The organism is Bartonella sp. AU55XJBT (assembly GCF_028618525.1).
The window spans coordinates 94,617-115,198 of the sequence record NZ_JAQITC010000003.1 but is presented as its reverse complement, the minus strand read 5'-3'; the positions used below and the strand labels follow the sequence as shown (position 1 = coordinate 115,198).

Here is a 20,582-nt window from a genome sequence, read left to right as displayed (position 1 = left end):
TCTGATTATTCTCTAAATTGTCGATTTCAGTTGCACGCTATTATTATAAATAACTTCAATGCTCTCTTTAATATAAATCTTGTAAAACTACAATGTTACTTCTTCGTAGCTTTATCTCACATAAACATAAAAATGTGTTCTTCACGCTCTCTTTATCTGTATTGAACTGTACAAATACCATCCTTTGTATATTCTACAAATAGCTCTCTATCTCAAAAATCAAAGCTTGACTAAATGCACAATGGATCGTCTTCTTAAAAATAAAAGCACGTCCAAAATCATGATATGCATTCTATTGATATCTTACCCTTAACCTCCTCTTCATATCCTACGAATCTTTGCGAGTCCCCCTGTAGAGCTTATGCATGCCACATCAGCTCTACAGGTATTTCTCACAACTATTCCACAGGAGAGTGCATACTTGGAGTTTGCTCCATGGGCACTTCTGAACCAGGCACTTGATCTACAGGAGTCTGCATACTTGGAACTTGCTCCATAGGTACTTCTGAACCAGGCGCTTGATCTACAGGAGTCTGCATACTTGGAACTTGCTCCATAGGTACTTCTGAACCAGGCGCTTGATCTACAGGAGTCTGCATACTCGGAACTTGCTCTATAGGCATTTCTGAACCAGGTACTTGATCTACAGCAGATTGCATACTTGGAGTTTGCTCCATGGAAATTTCTGAGTTCAGCGTCTTTTCTGGCTGTTTTCTTACAGATATATCTTTATTTGATAGCTGCCCAGATACTGAAGAATCATCCATTCTTGATATTTCTGGTTCAATAACACGTCCTGAACCACCCATCATATTATAATTCAAATGGGAAATAGCCCACCACGTACCCCCAATAATAACAAAAACGCAAATAGCAGCAAACCATAAAGCGCTTAAATTCCACTTAGCATCTGGACCAGAGCTCAAGTGTAAAAAGAAAACAATTTGTACTATAATCTGAATAATTGCCATCCCAATAAGATACGCAACCTTTGTACTAATTGCCCAACTTTCCATCATTCCATACATTACAGGAATAAAAGAACCTAAAGTGAAAAATACAGCCAGAATAAAACCGACCAAATAGGAACCAGTACTGGGACCATGTGTTTCTTTTTGCATGCTCATCACAACGCTCCTAACAGATAAACCATGGTGAAAACACCAACCCATACAATATCAAGTAAATGCCAAAAAATGGAAAGGCATGCTAAACGCGTTTTATTATTCTGATCCAAGCCATTATGACGGAGATGAAAAAACATCACAACCATCCAAAGAAGACCAACACTTACGTGAAGTCCATGGGTGCCAACCAAAGCAAAGAATGCTGACCAATAAGCAGAGAGAATTTCTCGACCAAAAAGCTGTAAACCTGTTGCAGGATCGATACCCGCATAAGCATTTGGATCATAATAAAAGACCTCACCCAATAATTCATGGAATTCATAAAGTTCCATACCAATGAAGCAACACCCAAATGCAAAGGTTATGGCCATCCATAAACGCACACCACTGATGTTATTTTTATGTGCCTGTACCATTGCAAAGCCATAAGTGACGGATGAAAACAATAAGAAAGCAGTCTCAACTAAAACAAACTTTAAATCTATAAATTCATTGCCCGCTTTACCGCCCCCATAAGAAGCAGAAAAGACAGCAAAACTTGAAAAAAGTGTCGAAAACAGGATCAAGTCTGAAAGAATATAGACCCAAAAACCAAACGTCATGACCGAGCTACTATCGTGGTGAAGTTTATCCACAGTACTCGCATTATTCATTGTTACTGCACTCATACTGTCACTCCTTGTTTTTTAAGAACAGCTGTAAAGGCATCTTCAGTTTTTTGTACTTCTTCAGCTGAAATATAATAACCATGGTGATCACCTGTTAATGAATGACACACAAGCGTTGCAATAAAACCAACCAGTCCGATCGCAACAAGCCACCAAATGTGCCAAACAAGTGCAAACCCAACAACTAATGAGAAGAAGCCAGCAATAATTCCAGCCGATGTATTCGACGGCATATGAATTTTTGTAAATCCACTTGTCGGACGTTGATAACCACTTTTCTTCATATTCCAATAAGCATCATCAGACTGTATCTTTGGAAGAAGAGCAAAATTATAGGAAGGAGGCGGTGAAGAGGTAAACCATTCAAGTGTACGTGCATCACCCCAAGAATCATTTAACGTTACCGGTAAGTGACCTTTATGCTTAATACCGTACCAAATTGCCAAAACAACCTGTAACACAAAACAAAGGATACCAAGTAAGATAATAAAAGCACCTAGAGCAGCAATAATAAACATCGGCTGCCAACTAGGTTCCATGTAATGCTGAAGACGACGCGTCGCTCCCATTAGCCCAAGGGCATAAACAGGGAAAAAGGCAAGATAAAAACCAATAAACCAACACCAGAAAGATGCAATCCCTAGCATACGATTTGGTTTATAACCAAAAACTTTTGGAAACCAAAAAGCAAGTCCAGCTAAATAAGCAAAAACCACACCTCCAATAATTGTATGGTGGAAATGCGCTACTAAAAAGAGCGAGTTATGAAACTGCCAATCAGCAGGAACAATCGATAATAAAACACCGGTTAATCCACCACCAACAAAGGTAAAGATCATGCCTATGCACCAAAGCATTGGAGGTTCAAAGCGTATCCTTCCTTTATACATCGTGAGCAACCAATTGAAAACTTTTACACCTGTTGGAACGGCAATAATCATCGTTGCGATACTAAAAAAGGTATTTACAGCTTCACCGCCACCCATTGTGAAGAAATGATGCCCCCAAACAAGAAGCGAAAGAATCAAAATAACCAACATGGCCCATATCATGGAAGTGTAACCAAAGAGGCGTTTTGAAGAAAAAGTTGATACGACCTCAGAAACAATTCCAAAAGCAGGAACAACCAAAACATAAACCTCTGGATGACCAAAAACCCAAACATAGTTAATCCATACCATTGGATTTCCGCCACCAACATTGGTAAAGAAATTCATGCTCAGATAACGATCACAGGCCAAAAGTGCAAAGGCTACAGTTAAGACAGGATAAATCACTAAAATAAGGACATTACTGACAAAAGCGCTCCAACAAAAAACAGGCATTCTCATCATTGTCATTCCAGGAGCACGCATCTTAATCATTGTTGCAACGAAATTGATTGCCCCCATAGTTGTCGCAATACCAGAAAGCTGAAGTGACCATAAATAATAGTCTACCCCTGTATCTGGACTCGTTTGCAACTCTGTAAAAGGTGGATACATGAGCCAACCACCACGACCAAAATTACCAACACCTAGCGATATATTAATCAAGATTGCTCCAGCTGCTGTAATCCAAAAACCTAGATTATTTGCAAAGGGAAAAGCAACATCACGCGCACCAATTTGAAGCGGTATAAGATAATTGAAAAGACCAAATAAAATGGGCGTAGCCATGAAAAAAATCATGATCGTGCCATGCGCCGAAAAAATTTGATCAAAATGCTCAGGGGGCAAATAACCTGCTGTCTCACTCCCAAGAGCTAAAGCTTGATGCGTTCGCATCATAAGCGCGTCCGCAAAACCGCGAACAAGCATAATAATTCCAAGTACTATATACATAATACCGATACGTTTATGGTCAACAGTTGTAATCCAATTTCGCCATAAAATCCCCCACCACCCAAGCGCCGTTAAAGCAACAAAAGCAACTAAACCAATTACAACAATCGCGATACATGTATATAAAACGATCGGCTCATGTGCAAGCGCATGAAAAGCACCTGCCGTAGGATCTGTAAGTCTTCCAAACATTTCTCAACCCATTTCAAATGAAATTCAAGTTTAAAAGAAACCTTATGTTAAAAGGGCTCTTTCTCTATTGATCCTTTAAATAACATCAGGATCAAATACTGAACACAATGCACCCCACAGTGTCTGAGCAGCAGCACGTTTCATTAAATCTTCATTACATACCGTATTTTCACCGACACATCGATTAACAATACGATAGTAAAGCCGCTTCTCAACGGGTGCAAAATAACGAACCTCAGCATCTTTCTCTTTCGCAGCAATATCACCCATACGAGGCGCAATAGAAAGTTGACGATAAGACTTACGATCAAGTGCTCGACCATTAGCCCGAGCTTTTACAATCCAATCTTCAAAATCCTGCGAAGACACAGAATGCCACTTAAACCGCATCCCTGAAAAACCATCGCCGCTGTAATTTGCTGAGGTCCCCTTGAATACGCCTTGTTCTTCAGCGATCAAATGCAACTTAGCATTCATCTGCGGCATAGCGTAAAGAACTGTACCCAATTTAGGGACCCAAAAGGCATTGACAGAATTTTCTGACGTCAATTGCAATAAAACTTGACGTCCTTTAGGCGCGTAAATTTCATTGACCGATGCAACACCATATTGAGGATAAATAAAAACCCATTTCCAATCAAGAGCTATAGCATCAATCTGCAACGGCTCTCCTTCACCCACAACCTCTATTGGAAGAGGCTTAGCAGGCTCAAGCTTATAGGTATAATAAGCCGCTAGTGAACCCAAAACCATTACAATTACAATTGGGATACCCCACATTACAGCTTCAATTTTATTTGAATGCGCCCAATCAGGAGAATAGTTCGCTTTCGTATTCGAAGCACGATATTTTATCGCTAAAAATACCACACTCACCATGACTGGAATGACAACACAAAGCATAACAAGCACACAAACAACAATCAAAATGAGCTGCTGACGTGCTACATAACCTGATGGCTGAAGGACATCCATTTTACAACCAGACAAAAGCAGTGCTCCCCCTAAAATCACAAGCATTCCTAATTGTCGAACAAAGCTTTTCATCTTCTTTTACCCCCGTCATATGCACTAAAAATTGCCATAAATATAATACCTCATATTGTACAGATTTGAAAATAATTATCAAGTGAATTCAATGCCTATATTATTCTTATCCAACGCTTAACTCTTTACCTTTACAACTTATTAATTGTTTTGCAATATACTCAAGCGCAAACCGATATCCATCACTTCCAAACCCACTTATGAGAGCGTCTACACCTGCCGATGTGTAAGAATGGTGACGGAAAGTTTCCCGTTGATGAATATGGGATAAATGAACTTCTACTTTTGGCCCTGAAAACATTTTTAGAGCATCAAGAAGAGCAACAGATGTATGACTGTAAGCCGCTGGGTTGATGATCAATCCAGAACTTAGCCCTATAGCTTCTTGTATCCATTCTACTAGCTGACCTTCATAGTTACTTTGATAAAAACTGATGATAAAATTAGCTTTCTTTGCCCATTCTTTGCAACTTTTTTCTATATCTTCTAAAGTTTCAGTTCCATAAATTTCTGGCTCACGTTGACCCAGAAAATTTAAATTAGGACCATTTAAAATCGTTATCATCACAGACATGGCAACCCTTTTCTTCTCGACCATCACTTATTAAAAAATATTTAGCATGTTTTTTACAGCAATAAAGTGCCATCCTTAATCTCAAAAAATTCCGCGCGTCCTTTTAAGTCATCAAATAAAAGACGATCTGTTCCTGTCATAAATGTTTGCACAGCTAAATCATCAAGAATATCAAATAAAGCAGCACGTCGATGTGAATCAAGATGAGCAGCCATTTCATCAAGAAGAAGAATGGGAGCCCTTTGCGATATCATACCTGTTAGACGAGCATGACACAAAACCAGACCTGTCAGCAACGCTTTTTGTTCGCCCGTTGAACAAGATGTTGCTGCTCTATTTTTATCCGCATAAAAAACTTGTAAATCTGTACGATGTGGTCCCTCTAATGTCCGCCCAGCAGCACGATCCATTGCACGATTACGCTGCAATTGATCACAAAATTGCTCTTCAACTTCAGTAGCTGATAGTCTCCTTAGAGCTGTTTCTAAAAAACCATCAATTTGCAAAAAAGCCCGTGGAAAAGGTATCTGAGATGGCATTTGTGTAAACATGTCATTTAAAAGCCTAATAACATCAATACGCGCCGCAGAAATAGCTGTCGCCAATTCTGCCATCTGCTTTTCTAAAGCATCAAACCAAGCAGTATCTTCATTGCCATCCAAAAATAAACGATTACGTGCGCGCATCGCTCTATCATAATCAGCTATGCGGCGCCTATGCAAAGGATCAATGGCCAAAACCATACGATCCAAAAAACGACGGCGCTCAAGCGAAGGACCTGTAAAAAGACTATCCATAGAGGGTGTTAAGATACTAATATGACTGTAATCTGTTAAACAATCACTTGGCGCATTCACACCATTAATATGGACCTTTCGACTGTTATCGCTAACCTCCAAAGCTGTACCAATCTTTACTTCACCATAAAGAGCACATTCAAGACAGGCAAAGATAACAAATCCTTCACCACCTCCATCTATCAAGCTAATATCAGAATATGCAGCCCGTCGCAAACCACGACCCGGAGAAAGAAAAGATAACGCCTCTAAAAGATTCGTCTTACCCGCACCGTTGTGGCCCGTGAAAACCACATGCTGACCCGAAAAATGAATATTAAAAAAAGAATAATTGCGATAACGTAAAAGCTTTAGCTGCCTCACAGACACTTTATGCACATGACTTGCCATGCATTGCAAAATAATCGCCCCTAAACACGAATAGGCATCAGTACATAAAGCACATCCGCATCATCATTATCACGAATCAAGGCTGGTGCTCCAGCTTCAGCCAGCATAAAAACCATTTCATCGCTTGAAAGCTGCCCAGCAATATCCAAAAGATACCGTGAATTAAACCCTATCTCAAGTGGTTCAGATGTGTAAGTTGCGGATAATTGATCTTCCGCACTGCCCGAATCAGGACTATTCACAACAAGCCTTAACTGTCCATGCTCAATCGTTAACTTAACTGCACGCCCCCGATCACTCGAAATCGTTGAAACTCGATCAACCGCAGAAGAAAAATCCTGTCTATTAACAACTAATTCTTTATCATTTCCAAGAGGGATAACACGTTGATAATCTGGAAATGTTCCATCAATTAACTTTGATGTAAAAATCACGGAACCTACAGAAAAACGAATCTTTGTCTCTGAAAGCTCTACACATACATTACCATCATTTTCTTCTGAAAGAAGTTTTTGCAACTCTCCTACAGCTTTACGAGGAACAATAACACCAGGCATTCCTTCAACTCCTGAAGGCGCTTCCATCTCAACTTGTGCCAAACGATGACCATCCGTTGCCACCAAACGCAGTTTCAAAACATCATCATGAATAACATGGAAGTAAATACCATTAAGATAATAGCGGGTTTCTTCAGTAGAAATGGCAAATTGCGTACAATCAAGTAAATGTTTCAACCCTGATGCCGATAGAGAAAAGCGATAACCAAACTGCCCAGGAAGTGACTCTGGAAAATCTGCCTTTGGAAGACACTGAAGTTGAAAATGCGCACAACCCGAAATAACGGACATTGTACCTGATTGATTCTCATCGACGGATAATGCAACTTCATTGCCATCAGGAAGCTTCCGAATAATATCATAGAGCAAATGTGCCGGAACAGTCGTTGCTCCGGCTTGTTCTACATTAACTGTAAAAGATTCTGTAACCTCTAAATCAAGATCTGTTGTCTTTAACTGTATATGACCATTTTCTGCATCAATCAGAACATTCGATAAAATAGGAACAGTATTACGGCGCTCTACCACACGGTGAACACGACCAAGAGACTTGAGAAATTGATTCCGATCCACTGTAATGCGCATAAAAGCCCCGTATGATTTACCAAAAACTATAAGAATTCCTTCGAATTAAAACAACAGATTCTTTTTAAAGAATCGCCTGCTGGAGTTTATTAAACCTCTTTTAAAATGGCAAGTCACTCCTGCATAAGAAAAAACAAACCCTTTTATTAAATCCCTTAAAGTTTCTTCAAAAAAAGAAATGATAAACGCTATACAGCCTGTTCTCCAATCAATCGCTTCAGTAATTCAAGTTCCTTGGCCAAGGTCTGATCACCGCAAACTAAATCTTCAATTTTACGTACAGCGTGTAAAACCGTTGTATGATCACGTCCACCAAAACGGCGTCCTATTTCTGGCAACGAGCGAGGCGTTAATACTTTCGCTAAATACATCGCAACTTGCCGTGGCTTTACAACCGTACGTGTTCGACGATTAGACAACAAGTCCTGTTTAGAAACATTATAATGGCGCGCTACCGTACGCTGAATTTCTTCAATCCGAATGCGCTTAGGTTCACCAGGACGAGTCAAGTGACCTAATAACTCATCAATTCGTTCTAAAGATAAATCAGACTCAAAAGATTGACGAAATAAGAGCTGGTTAAATGCACCTTCAATATCGCGCCCTGACCCTAAAACCGTTTTTGCAATATATTCCAAAACATCATCAGAAATTGATATCATGCTATCATCTTGCTGTGCCACTTTCAACCGCTGGCGCAACATTTGCAAACGCATTTCATAATCTGGTGCCTCAATTTCAAGGGCAACCCCTCCCTGAAGACGAGACCGAACGCGAAGATCAAGCGATTCTAATTCCGCTGGCGGACGATCTGCAGCGACAACAACCTGTTTTGCACTATCAAGCAACATATTAAGTAAATGGCAAAATTCATGTTGTATCGACTTACCTTGCAAAAACTGCATATCATCAATAATCAACAGGTCGATATCGCGAAGCTGTTCTTTAAAAGAAAGAGCATCATTATCACGAATAGCTGTTGCAAAACGCCACATAAAATATTCAGCAGTTAAATAAATAACACGTGCAGATGTTAAACGCTTCAATGCAGAAGCCGCAATCGCTTGAAGCAAATGTGTTTTTCCTAAACCAACAGACGCGTGAATAAAAAGAGGATTAAAACGCAAAGCACTTTTATGCCCCTCTGCAATTGAACGCGCCGCTGCTAAAGCAACGCGATTAGATGCCCCCTCAACAAAGCTTTCAAAAGTGTAGCGAGAATCAAGGGGAGATCCAAAAACTCCCGCTTGAGAACTTTTGACTGAATGCTCTGCAGAATTCTCAACAAAAGATGAAGTCGCCGGCTCCTCCAGCACAACAGAAGGCGCACTTGTTTTACAAACAACATCTCTTGAAACCCGTTCCATACCGCGAACGATGACTTCAACACGAAGAATTGCTGAGTTCTCTTGTTTCCATAAATGAGTCAAAAGAGAACCATAGTGATTATTAATCCATGAACGTAAAAAAGCTGTAGGAACAGAAAGCTTTACAAAAGTATGGCTATACTCAGCAAGTTTCACACGACCAAACCAACTGGTATAAGCTTCAACACCAACCTGCGCCTTTAATTGTGCCATAACGCGTACAAAAGCCGCCGCACTCTCCTCCTCTGAAACAATAGAATGCCCTATAGAAGCACTTCTACAAACAACCCCATCACTCTCTGTCATTCTATTCTTTATTATGTTCTCTGCCGACAGGATATTCACCGAAACCCTTTTAAAGGAACTAGCTTTAGAGTTCAATTTATCCACCATCTTCCATCCTGATAAAAATAAAATTTTGTCCTGCCAAACCACTAAAATAAATCTAGCAAAGGCAAAACGCCCTACCCCAAATAAGATTACTCACCCTCCCCTAGGATAGCCTCATCACAACCCCACTAACAAAGATGACCAATAAGATTTACTTGCACTCATGATATGACCCACCCTTCTAAAATGGTAAACATACCAACTAAGAGAACTAAAAAACCATCAAAAAAAACCACCCAACACAAAAGCTTTTAAAAAGCCTAAACCAAAGATTTTATATTCAACAAAATATAGGATAATGTGCTGATGTGACCCCTTCATACTTTTTAGTCTTCATGAGAACCATACAAAACAGCAGAGGTAAAAAGCAAGAGGTCAAAATAAAATCAAAAGCTCCAAAAAAATGCTCATTTCAATGAGGAATGAGAAAAATAATTGATTCAATTCATTTTTTTTCTCTGAATTTACCAATCATTAAAGAATCTCTTCAAATTAAAAAAAAAAAATAAAATGCTTGACAAAAAAGACTCTGTAAAAATCCACAAAGCTTGTGGATAACCATACTCCTCCCCTATAAACTTTCTCTCCTTTTTCAAGAGGAGAATCGTTGTCGATTCTTGTTTTCAATCGAAACTCTTTGAAAAGATAAACAAAAAGCCAGTATCCTTACGGATACTGGCTTGATTCTTAATAAAATAGAAAAAGCTTAAACGCTGAGAGCCTTTAAACGCTTCGCTAAACGTGACACTTTCCTCGCAGCAGTATTTTTATGAAAAACGCCTTTAGAAACCGCACGCATAATCTCAGGCTCAAAATTCTTAAATGCAATTTCTGCAGACGCTTTATCGCCCCCTGCTAAAGCATCATCAAACTTACGCATAAAAGTACGAACGCGTGAACGGCGGGCCCTATTAACCTGTGTGCGTGCTGCAACCTTGCGCACCGCTTTTCGAGCAGAAGGTGTATTCGCCATAAATATAATCTCTCTTTCAACACCTTGGTAAAATGATTCTCAATAACAACTCTACCAATGTAAATAAACCTAACCCAAGCAAAACTATAAAGTTTCCTATAACTCATGTAGCTTATAGCGCAATGTCAAAGCCAACGTCAATTAAATTTTCAAAGACAGACATAAAAAACGAAGCTAAATTCTCTAATCCGCAACTTTATAGCTTAATCGTTTAAAGATATTCCTCAACGAACAAAGGTATTTAAACAGCTAGCTTACGCAAGACATATTGTAAAATTCCACCATGATGCAAATAATCTAGCTCATCTTCAGTATCAACACGGCATAATAATGGAATGGTTCTTACCGTACCATCAGAAAAAGTAATTGTCGCCACTGTCTTTTGACGAGGTTTCAAGTTATGAATCCCTTCAATCGTTACCTTTTCATCTCCCTTTAAGTCTAAAGATTTCCAACTTAGCCCCTCCTCAAAGACAAAAGGAACAATGCCCATACCAACAAGATTAGAGCGATGAATCCTTTCAAAAGATTGCACAATTACCGCTTTGATACCAAGAAGATTGGTCCCCTTAGCGGCCCAATCGCGTGACGATCCATTGCCATATTCAATTCCCGCAAAAACAACGAGCGGAATACCTTCTTGTTTATACGCCATTGCTGCATCGTAGATGGTTTGTTCTACCGCTGACGGATAATGAACCGTATAACCTCCTTCTCGTCCATTTTCTCCTAACATAAAATTACGAATGCGAATATTGGCAAAGGTCCCACGAACCATAACTTCATGATTCCCACGACGGGTCCCATATTGATTAAAATCAGCGACGTTAACACCATGATCCATTAAATACTTTCCAGCAGGAGAAGCTGCTTTAATAGAACCAGCAGGAGAAATATGATCTGTCGTGATTTTATCACCAAACAAACCTAAAATTCGTGCCTCCTTAATATCTGGTAAAACATCTGGTGTTTTCTGCATATCATCGAAATATGGTGGATTACGAACATAGGTGGATTGTTCATCCCAAGAATACGTAGACCCCGTAGGGATCTGAACTTTTTGCCAATTTTCATCACCCTTAAAGACGTCTGCATACTTTTCGGCAAAAACCTTACGCGTGACATTTTCTTCGATAAACGCCTGTATTTCTTGAGAAGTTGGCCAAATATCTCTCAAGTAAATCGGTTGACCATCTGAATCTTCACCAAGAGGTTCTTTGGTTAAATCTTTACGTACCGTTCCGACAAGCGCATGTGCAACAACTAATGGAGGGGAAGCTAAATAATTCGCTTGCACATCAGGGGAAACTCGCCCTTCAAAATTACGATTTCCTGAAAGAACTGCAGCGGCAATGACACCATTGTCATTAATCGTTTTGGAAATATCTGGATGCAAAGGACCAGAATTCCCAATACATGTTGTGCACCCAAACCCTACTAAGTTAAATCCTAATGCATCTAAATCTTTTTGCAATCCCGAATTTTGAAGGTAAGCTTCAACGACTTGTGAACCAGGTGCAAGAGAAGTTTTTACCCATGGCTTACTTTTGAGACCTTTTGCCACAGCATTTCGCGCCAAAAGACCTGCTGCAATAAGAACACTTGGATTCGATGTATTTGTACAAGAAGTGATCGCTGCGATTACCACATCACCGTGACTAAGCGTATATTCTTCTCCTTCAACCTGATAATGCTCATCTTGTCCAGAAGTTTTCTTATAGTCTTCAACCAATGCCTTTTCAAAACCTTGCCCAACATTTTCCAATGCAATACGTCCTTCAGGACGTTTAGGACCAGCCATAGAAGGAACAACGGTTCCCATATCTAATTCAATGGTATCACTAAAAATGGGATTAGCCACCACTTCGTCATGCCACATTCCTTGTGCTTTGGAGTAAGCCTCCACTAAGGCAATTCGATTTTCATCACGCCCTGTCATATTGAGATAACGCACCGTCTCCTTATCAATTGGAAAAAAGCCACAGGTTGCTCCATATTCAGGTGCCATATTCCCTATCGTCGCCCGATCAGCAAGCGTCATATGCTCCAAACCAGGGCCAAAAAATTCAACAAATTTACCAACAACGCCCTTCTGGCGGAGCATTTGGGTCACCGTCAACACCAGATCGGTAGCTGTTACACCTTCTTTAAGCTTCCCTGTTAGGCGAAAACCAATCACTTCAGGTAACAACATAGAGACGGGTTGGCCTAACATTGCCGCTTCGGCTTCAATGCCACCAACACCCCAACCTAAAACACCCAAACCATTAACCATCGTCGTATGCGAATCAGTTCCCACACAAGTATCAGGATAAACTGTCTCCCTCCCCTCTTCATTCTTCATCCACACGCATTGTGCTAAATATTCGAGGTTAACCTGATGACAAATCCCTGTTCCTGGAGGAACAACGCGAAAATTTTGAAAGGCTTGTTGTCCCCATTTCAGAAAACGATAACGCTCACCATTGCGTTCATATTCATGCTCAACGTTTTCCTTAAAAGCCATGGGAGTGCCAAAATCATCAACAATAACTGAGTGATCAATGACGAGATCAACGGGTATGAGAGGATTAATTTTTTCAGCGTTACCACCAAGTTTGACCATAGCATCACGCATTGCAGAAAGATCAACAACCGCCGGAACACCAGTAAAGTCTTGCATAAGAACGCGTGCAGGACGGTAGGCGATTTCTGCCCCTGCGCTCCCTTTGTCGCTTAACCATTTAGCAACATTGAGGATATCCTCTTTTTTAACCGTGCGACCATCTTCAAAGCGCAATAAATTTTCGAGAATAACTTTCATCGAAAACGGCAAACGCGAAATGCCTTCAAGCCCATTCTTCTCCGCTTCGATCAAGCTATAATAAGTATATTCTTTGCCACTAACATTTAACGTTCTGCGACAATTAAAGCTATCAATGTGAGTCATGACTGTCCACCCTCATACTACAAACTACCCAATTTCCAGGAATGAACAACACAAACCACGAGTCAAGGTCGCAGCTTGAGTGCAGACGCAATTACCTCCGCCATCCACTTCCCCCTCCACCTTGCATAGGTAAATGCGGAAATCAGCGCCAAAAACCATTCTACACCAGATTTTGATGTAACGCACCTCTTATAGAACTATTTCTAGAACTATTCTAGGGACAATTGCATAAAAAAACGTGTTTTTTTATTCTATAATGCAATAAAGAATAGGAAAATAAAAAAATAGGCAATCGCATGGTGTTATCAGGCAAAGATTTAGCAGCTTACAGAAACGAGGAAATTCTATTCAAAGGTCTTTCTTTTCGTTTATTTCCACAGCAATTGATAACAATCACTGGACCAAATGGCATTGGAAAATCTACATTGCTCCGAATCATTGTCGGTCTTCTTGAACCTGCTGAAGGTCATATCATACTTAAAGACTATGAACAAAGATACCCTGTTACAACTGCGTGTCATTATCTTGGTCCTCAAAATGCCATGAAACCTCTTTTATCTGTCATTGATAATTTGCAATTTTGGGCAGAGTTTTATGGACAACCTCTATGCTCCCCCTATGAAGCCCTTGCCGATCTTGGTCTTTCTGATCTTGAATATTTACCCTTTAACGCTCTGTCTACTGGACAACAAAGGCGTGTCGCTCTTGCCCGCCTTTTGCTCTCCTATCGTCCTATTTGGATTTTAGATGAACCCATATCGGGACTTGATAACCATGCTCAAAAACGCCTTACTCGTATTCTTCAGCGTCATCTCAATCAAGGTGGTATGATTATCGCCGCAACCCATAATTCTTTAGGCATTCCAGAAAACCATACAATCGCTCTGGAAAAATTTTTACCTCTCTAGGAGAGAATAAAATGAAAGCACTGTTCTGGCGTGATCTTAAACTATTATTAGCGCCACAAGCCTCGTCGCTAACAGGACTATTGTTTTTCATCGCTGTTGTGATCATAACCCCCTTTGCTATTGGACCAGATCCCAAAATTCTTGCACAAATAGGGCCAGGAATATTGTGGTTTGGTGCCCTTCTTTCAGGACTCCTCAATCTGAATAAACTTTTTCAAATTGATCGTGATGATGGCAATCTCGACCAATTTATCCTTTCAGAACAAAGACAAAGTTTTATGCTGATTGTCTTTACCAAATGCATCGCCCATTGGGTAGGAACGATGCTTCCTCTCATTTTTGCTACGCCTATTTTGTCCCTCATGCTCCACTTAGATGTAACGATAACTTTTACAACAATACTTACTCTTTTATGCGGAACACCTGCTATTATTTTTATTGGCGCCATAGGAGCAGCACTTGCAAGCTCATTGTTGCATAGCACTCTTCTTATTTTCATCATTATCTTACCGTGGATCATTCCAATTATGATTTTTGGCGTTTCAGCGGCTACGGCTCCAACAAATCCAAATGCCTCTTTTCTCACTTCCCTAGCTCTTCTTAGCGCTTTTTCACTTTTTTTGAGTCTCTTTAGCTCTTTTGTTGCCGCACTAACGCTCAAGCTTTTATCAGAATAATAAAAGATGATTGCCGCATAGCAAAACTCTGCCTATTATGAATTTCATGAATGAACTATCTCACACATATAAAATGAGGTCACTCCCTGCAAGTTTTGCCCGTTTCATGAAAATAAGCAAAATCATTATACCTTGGTTAGCCGGCATAACATTGTGTTTTCTTATCTTAGGACTCATTCTCGTGGTGCATTCCCCTGATGACTATCAACAGGGTATGACTGTTAAGATTATGTACCTTCATGTACCTTTCGCGTGGTTGTCTACATTCTGTTATGTAACGATGAGTGTAGCGGCATTAGGAAATTTGATTTGGAAATATCATCTTGCTGATGTAGCTCTCAAATGTGGTGCGCCCATTGGAGCAATTTTTACCGCCTTAGCTCTCATGACAGGAGCTCTTTGGGGGCGCCCTACATGGGGAACATGGTGGGTATGGGATGCACGGTTAACATCGGTTTTAATTCTGCTTTTTATCTATCTTGCCATTATCCTGCTTGGACGTGCTTTTGACAACCAAGTAAAAGCCGCTCGCGCTACTGCAATTCTTACCCTTGTTGGATCTGTTAATATCCCTATTATTAAATTCTCCGTTAATTGGTGGAATACATTGCATCAACCAGCCTCTCTGTTACGTGCTGGAGGACCAACAATCGACAATACTATGTTATTGCCTCTTATAACTATGTTATTTTGTTTCATCTTTATGTTTATTACGCTCTATTTGATGGCTATGCGAAATGAAATCAATCGTCGTCATATCCAAATACTTCAGATTAAAAAATCCCGTCGTGCACAACACCAGGACTCCTCATCATGCTTGACCTAAATGGCATCCACAGTGGACTGTTAGGAAACTTATCTTTGAAAATTGATTTTTTCCTTGGCACCCTTAAACACAAGCAAATTGTTGTTTTAAGCTATACGCTTTCTGCAATCTCCCTCTTATGTCTTATTGGCTATATTCTTTGCAAAGCCCTATACCAAAAAAAAATTCTCCAACAGCTAAACAAAAAAGAGCTGTCACAAAAAGAAAAATACAATGAAAAATATCCCTCCAAAACTTAAAAAAAATATATCTTTGCCTGTTTTGTTTGTTCTTTTTGGACCATTTGTGCTTTTTCTCCTTCTTATGGTGTTTTTTTTCAACTTTATGGATAAAAAACACCCGCAAAATCCTTCTCTTCTCCCAAATGCATTGGCTGGGAAAACAGCCCCCGAGACACACCTTCCTCTTCTTGATCAGGAAAATTATCTTCATTCAAAACAGTTTAAAGGACGTGTCACATTGGTCAATTTTTGGGGCTCTTGGTGTTTACCCTGTCGCCAAGAGCATCCTCTTCTTATGAAGATTGCACAAGATAAACGTTTTGATCTAATTGGTATTAATTATAAGGATAACAAAGCAAACGCCCTGCGCTTTTTAAATCGCTTTGGTAATCCTTTTAAATTGATTGGCTTTGATGTTTTAGGATATACAGCCATTGACTGGGGGGTATATGGACCACCAGAAACCTTTCTCTTAAATAAAGAGAGCATCATTATTGTCAAACATGTTGGTCCCTTAACATGGCAAATTTATCAAAAAAAAATCCTCCCCAAAATTGAACAAGCAATCATGACAGAAGAAAAAATGAAATATCAACATATTGATTTATAATTATAATTTACCATTTTTCTCTATTAAATGAAAACACCGAATACTACGAGATTTTTTCAAATCTTTTTATGTTGAATCAAGAAAAACAGCTAAGAAAAGACTAAAAATGCCTTTTTGTGCATTTTTTTAATATAAGTATAATAAACAATGTTTTAAATTGAAAAATACAAGAATGCAGGTTTGTAAGAAGACAAAGTTTTATCGTTCTATGCACGCCATTTTATTTATAGGTTCTTATTCTCTCGATAATTTCTCTTATGGTTATAACCAATGATCTTTTTTTGACTCTTAAGTAAGATGAATTCGAGTAAGAAAATATGACTATAGTCAAAAAGAAGCCCTTTCGAGAGAAGAAAGTAGCTTTTACAGGGCACTCTTTTTTAAAAAGCATATCGAGTGAATCATGATTTCAAAAGAAAGATCATTAGAATACACCGAAAAATGCTAAGGAAAAAATATTCAAGAGGTTCATATGAGCTTATGTTTTAAGTTTTTATAGCGCGAATAAAATGGCCTTTTGTTGCAATCATCATGTTTATGAAGTTGATTCTATGTTTTCTTCGCAAAATTCTTGCGGTGTAAAACGATACGTTTTCGAGCAAAATTCACATGTCACTGAAATATGTTCATTTTTAACCATTTTATTGCGTTCATCAATCGGAAAGCCTTCTAAGATTCCTTTGATTTTTTCACGCGAACAAGAACATTGATCGACAAGGGAAAAAGGATTAAAAACTCTCACACCTTGTTCATGAAAAAGACGGAATAAGAGCTGTTTACTCCCGACTTGGGGATCTGTTAATTCTGAACTTTCAATCGTTGCTATGAGTATTTTAGCTTCTTGCCATTGGTTATCTAATTGGGTTTGAGTTTTTGTTTCTTCTCGCTTTTGATGAAGGTCATCTATTTGATGATGGGACGATGCTTGAGGCAAAAATTGAGTCAAAACCCCTCCAGCTCGCCAGCTTTTCTTCGGTTTTCCTTGTTGATCACGATTGATTAATATAGCAACAGCCAAACGGATATCAGTAGGAATTTGCTCTGATTGACCAAAATAAGTACGAGCAGCTTCTTGTAAATTTGATCCATCTAATGCAACTATCCCTTGATAGGGTTGCATGTGAGAACCTTGATCAATCGTGAAAGCTAAAGTGCCCTTTCCTAAAAGCGTTTCTGAAGAAATTTGATTATTATCTATGGCTTGTTTAAGCTGTTCTTTATCAAAACGAGCGTATCCTCGTAAACTGGAAGGAGGAGAAAAATCGCACACCAGCATATTAACTGGTCCATCCGAATGGGTTTGTAAAATAAATTTTCCCGTAAACTTGAGAGAAGTTCCAAGTAGAACAGTTAAAAGTAAAGCTTCTGCCAGAAGATAAGAAACCGGTTCAGGATATTGATGTCTGTTAAGAATAGAATTTAAAGTTTCCCCAATTTTTACAGCACGCCCACGGATATCAAGCTCTTCAACTTGAAAAGGAATCACACAATCATCTTCATGCAAGGAGATGTTGTAGAGAGAGGCTTCATCTTTAGCTTGTTCACGCATGATTTTACCTTTTATTATAATTTATTGTAGAGAGGCTATTGTGGAGAGAAAAACGCATCTTGTAAACACCAAGAAAGAATTGCTTTTTGAGCAGGAAGACAATGTATAAAAAAACATTAAGTTTTGCTCATTTCATGAGAGCTTCCTGCACTTGATAAGACTGAAAATAGAATGACTGCGCGCACAAAATTCTTGCCTCATGGAGACTCTATCGGTTATAATACAAATCGGTATCTTGAGCCGTTTTTTTTTGCGAATTATGGATAAGATGTGTCCCCATTCATGTGCCCGATGTATAAATTGTTCTTGCGATTTACTGCCCTTTGAAATGGCCATACGCAAATGAAAATAAAAAAGAGCCACAGCTTTAATCAATGAATGGAGCACTTTATTCCCATCCGTGCAAATATTTTGTCAATCATTGGCTCTCGATGTTCCTCATAGGTTTATATATCTGCTAGAATTTTGTAAGGATGTGTATCATCTATAAGGGCATTAATAACAGGGATTGGTGCATATTGTGCCAATTCAAACATATGTTTATGTTTTGTTATTCGCAATATTACGATATCCACAAAACGCGATAAAATGCATACTGTATCGGCTATGATTTTACTATGACCACACTGCATCTCTGACCCTATGAGCCTAGATTGTATCTCCGCCAAAGCTGGTGCACACTGATATCGAATGAAATATTGGTTCGTGTGGATGATTTTTCAAAAATCATCACGCGTGTTTCCCCATAAAAGATTTTGAACCTTTCACTGCTTTTTAAAAGATGCTTTAAGGATTTTTGCATAATCGAGCAATGTACGTGTTATTGCTGGCATTAAAATGGATAAATCCGTGAAATGACAAAGAGCTTTTATTAGGTGTGCACTATTTGTTTTTCTTTATTTACTTGTGAAAGATACGCTATTGCTTTTTCAATACGATGCAAACTTTCATCTATTTCTTCTTCCCTAATGATAAGAGGAGGCAATAAGCGCACAACGTTGTTGTTGGCTGCAACACTTAAGAGATATTCATTTTCCAAAGCATTAACGACAAGATTTGCAGGAACAACACACTGAATACCCACCATAAGGCCCATCCCCTGAACTGCGCAGATAATATCAGGATAGATATTGAGAATATGCAAAAGTCCACTTTTCAGCCTATCCCCCATGTTTTGCACATGGTTAAGAAAATTTGGCTCTAATAGAACATCAAGAACACTATTTCCTACAGCCATTCCAAGAAGATTTCCTCCAAAGGTTGAACCATGGGTTCCAGGTGTCATACTTTTTGCAACTTTATCCGTTGCAAGGCAAGCGCCTAAGGGAAATCCCCCTCCTAATCCTTTTGCGAGGGTAAGAATATCAGGCGTGACATCACTCCATTCATAAGCAAAAAGCTTTCCTGTTCGTCCCATGCCCGTTTGGACTTCATCAAAAATCAATAACAGACCATTATCATCGCATATTTTACGCAAAAATCTTAAATATTCATGAGAAACCGTTCGTATTCCTCCTTCTCCTTGTATAGGTTCAATGAGGATAGCGGCAGTATTTTTATGAATAGCGTTACGCAAAGCAATTTCATCACAAAAAGGGATTTGAATAAATCCACCCGCTTTAGGTCCAAAGCCTTCAAGATATTTTTCATGTCCAGTTGCAGCAAGTGCTGCAAGTGTCCGTCCATGAAATGCCCCTTCAAAAGTAATTATTTCAGTGCGCGCTGGATGACCCGAAGCATAATAATAATGACGTGCCGTTTTGAAGGCGCATTCCAATGCTTCAGTGCCTGAATTGCAGAAAAAAACCTTATCCGCAAAACTATTTGCACAAAGCCGCGTGGCAAGAGCTGTTTGTTCAGGAGACTGAAAAAGATTGGAAACATGCCAAAGTTTTTCAGCTTGTCTTTTGAGCGTATTAACCAATTTAGGGTGGGCATACCCTAATGCATTAACAGCAATGCCAGATGTGAAATCAAGATAATGTTCTCCTTTATCGGAAATAAGCCATACCCCACGCCCCTGTTCAAAATGCAAGTTTCGTCGTGCAAAACATTCATAAAGTGGTTGTATAGAGATGGCATCCATCATAATTCCCTTTATATTTTAACATTTTCAATATATATATACAAAGCAACACTACAAATAGAACAACATGACGTATCTCATTCCGGTGCTTTAAACATTTCACTCGATTAATGATTACACCTATGGAATAGATCATTACACCAATTGAAAAAAAGTCAATGAAGGTTCTACAGATAAGCATTTTGGGGAAAAGCCTTAAACGAAAGTGGATGTTTAACCTATGATTGATTTGCAAGTTGGGGAAAACATTCTAAATAAACTCTTTGAGAGGCAAAGACTCTTGTCA

Annotated in this window: 17 protein-coding genes and 1 pseudogene; 5 read left to right on the top strand and 13 right to left on the bottom strand. The window is 39.2% G+C overall.

Annotated elements, in window-relative coordinates:
- Nucleotides 1-398 precede the first annotated feature (398 nt).
- The 10 genes from cyoD to acnA all read right to left on the bottom strand — a co-directional run bounded on the left by cyoD (nt 399) and on the right by acnA (nt 13,419).
- Nucleotides 399-1,121: a cytochrome o ubiquinol oxidase subunit IV gene (cyoD, locus tag PVV70_RS02630; RefSeq protein ID WP_342760072.1), complete on the bottom strand. Its 723-nt coding sequence runs from the start codon at nt 1,119-1,121 to the stop codon at nt 399-401.
- 5 nt (nt 1,122-1,126) lie between these two features.
- The gene (locus PVV70_RS02625; protein ID WP_273757403.1) at nt 1,127-1,795 is read right to left on the bottom strand and encodes a cytochrome (ubi)quinol oxidase subunit III; all 669 of its coding nucleotides are present in this window, start codon (nt 1,793-1,795) and stop codon (nt 1,127-1,129) included.
- Nucleotides 1,792-3,810, bottom strand: a complete 2,019-nt coding sequence (cyoB, locus tag PVV70_RS02620; protein ID WP_273757404.1) for a cytochrome o ubiquinol oxidase subunit I — start codon at nt 3,808-3,810, stop codon at nt 1,792-1,794. The genes PVV70_RS02625 and cyoB overlap by 4 nt, the downstream gene beginning before the upstream one ends.
- Nucleotides 3,811-3,885: 75 nt before the next feature.
- Nucleotides 3,886-4,857, bottom strand: coding sequence for a ubiquinol oxidase subunit II (gene cyoA, locus PVV70_RS02615; RefSeq protein WP_273757405.1), 972 nt, complete (start codon nt 4,855-4,857; stop codon nt 3,886-3,888).
- A gap of 106 nt (nt 4,858-4,963) precedes the next feature.
- Nucleotides 4,964-5,431, bottom strand: coding sequence for a type II 3-dehydroquinate dehydratase (gene aroQ / locus PVV70_RS02610; RefSeq protein WP_273757406.1), 468 nt, complete (start codon nt 5,429-5,431; stop codon nt 4,964-4,966).
- A 53-nt stretch (nt 5,432-5,484) separates the two neighbouring features.
- On the bottom strand, nt 5,485-6,618 hold the full coding sequence (gene recF / locus PVV70_RS02605) for a DNA replication/repair protein RecF (RefSeq protein WP_273757407.1): 1,134 nt from the start codon (nt 6,616-6,618) through the stop codon (nt 5,485-5,487).
- 20 nt (nt 6,619-6,638) lie between these two features.
- A complete protein-coding gene (dnaN, locus tag PVV70_RS02600) occupies nt 6,639-7,760 on the bottom strand; it encodes a DNA polymerase III subunit beta (protein ID WP_273757408.1) in 1,122 nt (373 codons plus the stop codon).
- A 188-nt stretch (nt 7,761-7,948) separates the two neighbouring features.
- Nucleotides 7,949-9,520 carry a chromosomal replication initiator protein DnaA gene (dnaA, locus tag PVV70_RS02595; protein WP_273757409.1) on the bottom strand — a complete coding sequence of 524 codons (1,572 nt, stop codon included), beginning with the start codon at nt 9,518-9,520 and terminating at the stop codon, nt 7,949-7,951.
- Between the two features lie 703 nt (nt 9,521-10,223).
- Nucleotides 10,224-10,490 (bottom strand): 30S ribosomal protein S20, encoded by a 267-nt coding sequence (rpsT, locus tag PVV70_RS02590; RefSeq protein ID WP_273757410.1) that lies wholly within the window; start codon nt 10,488-10,490, stop codon nt 10,224-10,226.
- 241 nt (nt 10,491-10,731) lie between these two features.
- Nucleotides 10,732-13,419 (bottom strand): aconitate hydratase AcnA, encoded by a 2,688-nt coding sequence (gene acnA / locus PVV70_RS02585; RefSeq protein ID WP_273757411.1) that lies wholly within the window; start codon nt 13,417-13,419, stop codon nt 10,732-10,734.
- Between the two features lie 296 nt (nt 13,420-13,715).
- Here acnA and ccmA point away from each other — a divergent pair, with 296 nt between their 5' ends.
- From ccmA to PVV70_RS02560, 5 genes are read left to right on the top strand one after another with little or no spacing between them, the layout of a single operon-like run.
- Nucleotides 13,716-14,327 carry a heme ABC exporter ATP-binding protein CcmA gene (ccmA, locus tag PVV70_RS02580; protein ID WP_273717504.1) on the top strand — a complete coding sequence of 204 codons (612 nt, stop codon included), beginning with the start codon at nt 13,716-13,718 and terminating at the stop codon, nt 14,325-14,327.
- Nucleotides 14,328-14,338: 11 nt separating this feature from the next.
- Entirely contained in the window at nt 14,339-15,004 is a 666-nt protein-coding gene (gene ccmB / locus PVV70_RS02575; protein ID WP_273717503.1) for a heme exporter protein CcmB, read from the top strand.
- Between the two features lie 46 nt (nt 15,005-15,050).
- Nucleotides 15,051-15,830 carry a heme ABC transporter permease gene (locus tag PVV70_RS02570; RefSeq protein WP_273757412.1) on the top strand — a complete coding sequence of 260 codons (780 nt, stop codon included), beginning with the start codon at nt 15,051-15,053 and terminating at the stop codon, nt 15,828-15,830.
- A complete protein-coding gene (locus tag PVV70_RS02565; protein WP_273757413.1) occupies nt 15,818-16,069 on the top strand; it encodes a hypothetical protein in 252 nt (83 codons plus the stop codon). The genes PVV70_RS02570 and PVV70_RS02565 overlap by 13 nt, the downstream gene beginning before the upstream one ends.
- On the top strand, nt 16,044-16,661 hold the full coding sequence (locus tag PVV70_RS02560) for a DsbE family thiol:disulfide interchange protein (protein WP_273757414.1): 618 nt from the start codon (nt 16,044-16,046) through the stop codon (nt 16,659-16,661). The genes PVV70_RS02565 and PVV70_RS02560 overlap by 26 nt, the downstream gene beginning before the upstream one ends.
- A gap of 535 nt (nt 16,662-17,196) precedes the next feature.
- Here the strand turns inward: PVV70_RS02560 and PVV70_RS02555 are convergent.
- From PVV70_RS02555 to PVV70_RS02540, 3 genes and pseudogenes are all read right to left on the bottom strand, one after another.
- On the bottom strand, nt 17,197-18,210 hold the full coding sequence (locus PVV70_RS02555) for an Hsp33 family molecular chaperone (protein WP_273757415.1): 1,014 nt from the start codon (nt 18,208-18,210) through the stop codon (nt 17,197-17,199).
- A 35-nt stretch (nt 18,211-18,245) separates the two neighbouring features.
- Nucleotides 18,246-19,043 (bottom strand): annotated as a pseudogene (locus PVV70_RS09785) (ornithine carbamoyltransferase).
- A 38-nt stretch (nt 19,044-19,081) separates the two neighbouring features.
- The gene (locus PVV70_RS02540; protein WP_273757597.1) at nt 19,082-20,296 is read right to left on the bottom strand and encodes an aspartate aminotransferase family protein; all 1,215 of its coding nucleotides are present in this window, start codon (nt 20,294-20,296) and stop codon (nt 19,082-19,084) included.
- Nucleotides 20,297-20,582 lie beyond the last annotated feature (286 nt).

What these genes read in the sequence shown, in the direction of transcription:
- cyoD (WP_342760072.1), bottom strand. Translation starts at nt 1,121, where the DNA reads ATGCAAAAAGAAACACATGGTCCCAGTACTGGTTCCTATTTGGTCGGT.
- PVV70_RS02625 (WP_273757403.1), bottom strand. Translation starts at nt 1,795, where the DNA reads ATGAGTGCAGTAACAATGAATAATGCGAGTACTGTGGATAAACTTCAC.
- cyoB (WP_273757404.1), bottom strand. Translation starts at nt 3,810, where the DNA reads ATGTTTGGAAGACTTACAGATCCTACGGCAGGTGCTTTTCATGCGCTT.
- cyoA (WP_273757405.1), bottom strand. Translation starts at nt 4,857, where the DNA reads ATGAAAAGCTTTGTTCGACAATTAGGAATGCTTGTGATTTTAGGGGGA.
- aroQ (WP_273757406.1), bottom strand. Translation starts at nt 5,431, where the DNA reads ATGTCTGTGATGATAACGATTTTAAATGGTCCTAATTTAAATTTTCTG.
- recF (WP_273757407.1), bottom strand. Translation starts at nt 6,618, where the DNA reads ATGGCAAGTCATGTGCATAAAGTGTCTGTGAGGCAGCTAAAGCTTTTA.
- dnaN (WP_273757408.1), bottom strand. Translation starts at nt 7,760, where the DNA reads ATGCGCATTACAGTGGATCGGAATCAATTTCTCAAGTCTCTTGGTCGT.
- dnaA (WP_273757409.1), bottom strand. Translation starts at nt 9,520, where the DNA reads ATGGTGGATAAATTGAACTCTAAAGCTAGTTCCTTTAAAAGGGTTTCG.
- rpsT (WP_273757410.1), bottom strand. Translation starts at nt 10,490, where the DNA reads ATGGCGAATACACCTTCTGCTCGAAAAGCGGTGCGCAAGGTTGCAGCA.
- acnA (WP_273757411.1), bottom strand. Translation starts at nt 13,419, where the DNA reads ATGACTCACATTGATAGCTTTAATTGTCGCAGAACGTTAAATGTTAGT.
- ccmA (WP_273717504.1), top strand. Translation starts at nt 13,716, where the DNA reads ATGGTGTTATCAGGCAAAGATTTAGCAGCTTACAGAAACGAGGAAATT.
- ccmB (WP_273717503.1), top strand. Translation starts at nt 14,339, where the DNA reads ATGAAAGCACTGTTCTGGCGTGATCTTAAACTATTATTAGCGCCACAA.
- PVV70_RS02570 (WP_273757412.1), top strand. Translation starts at nt 15,051, where the DNA reads ATGAATGAACTATCTCACACATATAAAATGAGGTCACTCCCTGCAAGT.
- PVV70_RS02565 (WP_273757413.1), top strand. Translation starts at nt 15,818, where the DNA reads ATGCTTGACCTAAATGGCATCCACAGTGGACTGTTAGGAAACTTATCT.
- PVV70_RS02560 (WP_273757414.1), top strand. Translation starts at nt 16,044, where the DNA reads ATGAAAAATATCCCTCCAAAACTTAAAAAAAATATATCTTTGCCTGTT.
- PVV70_RS02555 (WP_273757415.1), bottom strand. Translation starts at nt 18,210, where the DNA reads ATGCGTGAACAAGCTAAAGATGAAGCCTCTCTCTACAACATCTCCTTG.
- PVV70_RS02540 (WP_273757597.1), bottom strand. Translation starts at nt 20,296, where the DNA reads ATGGATGCCATCTCTATACAACCACTTTATGAATGTTTTGCACGACGA.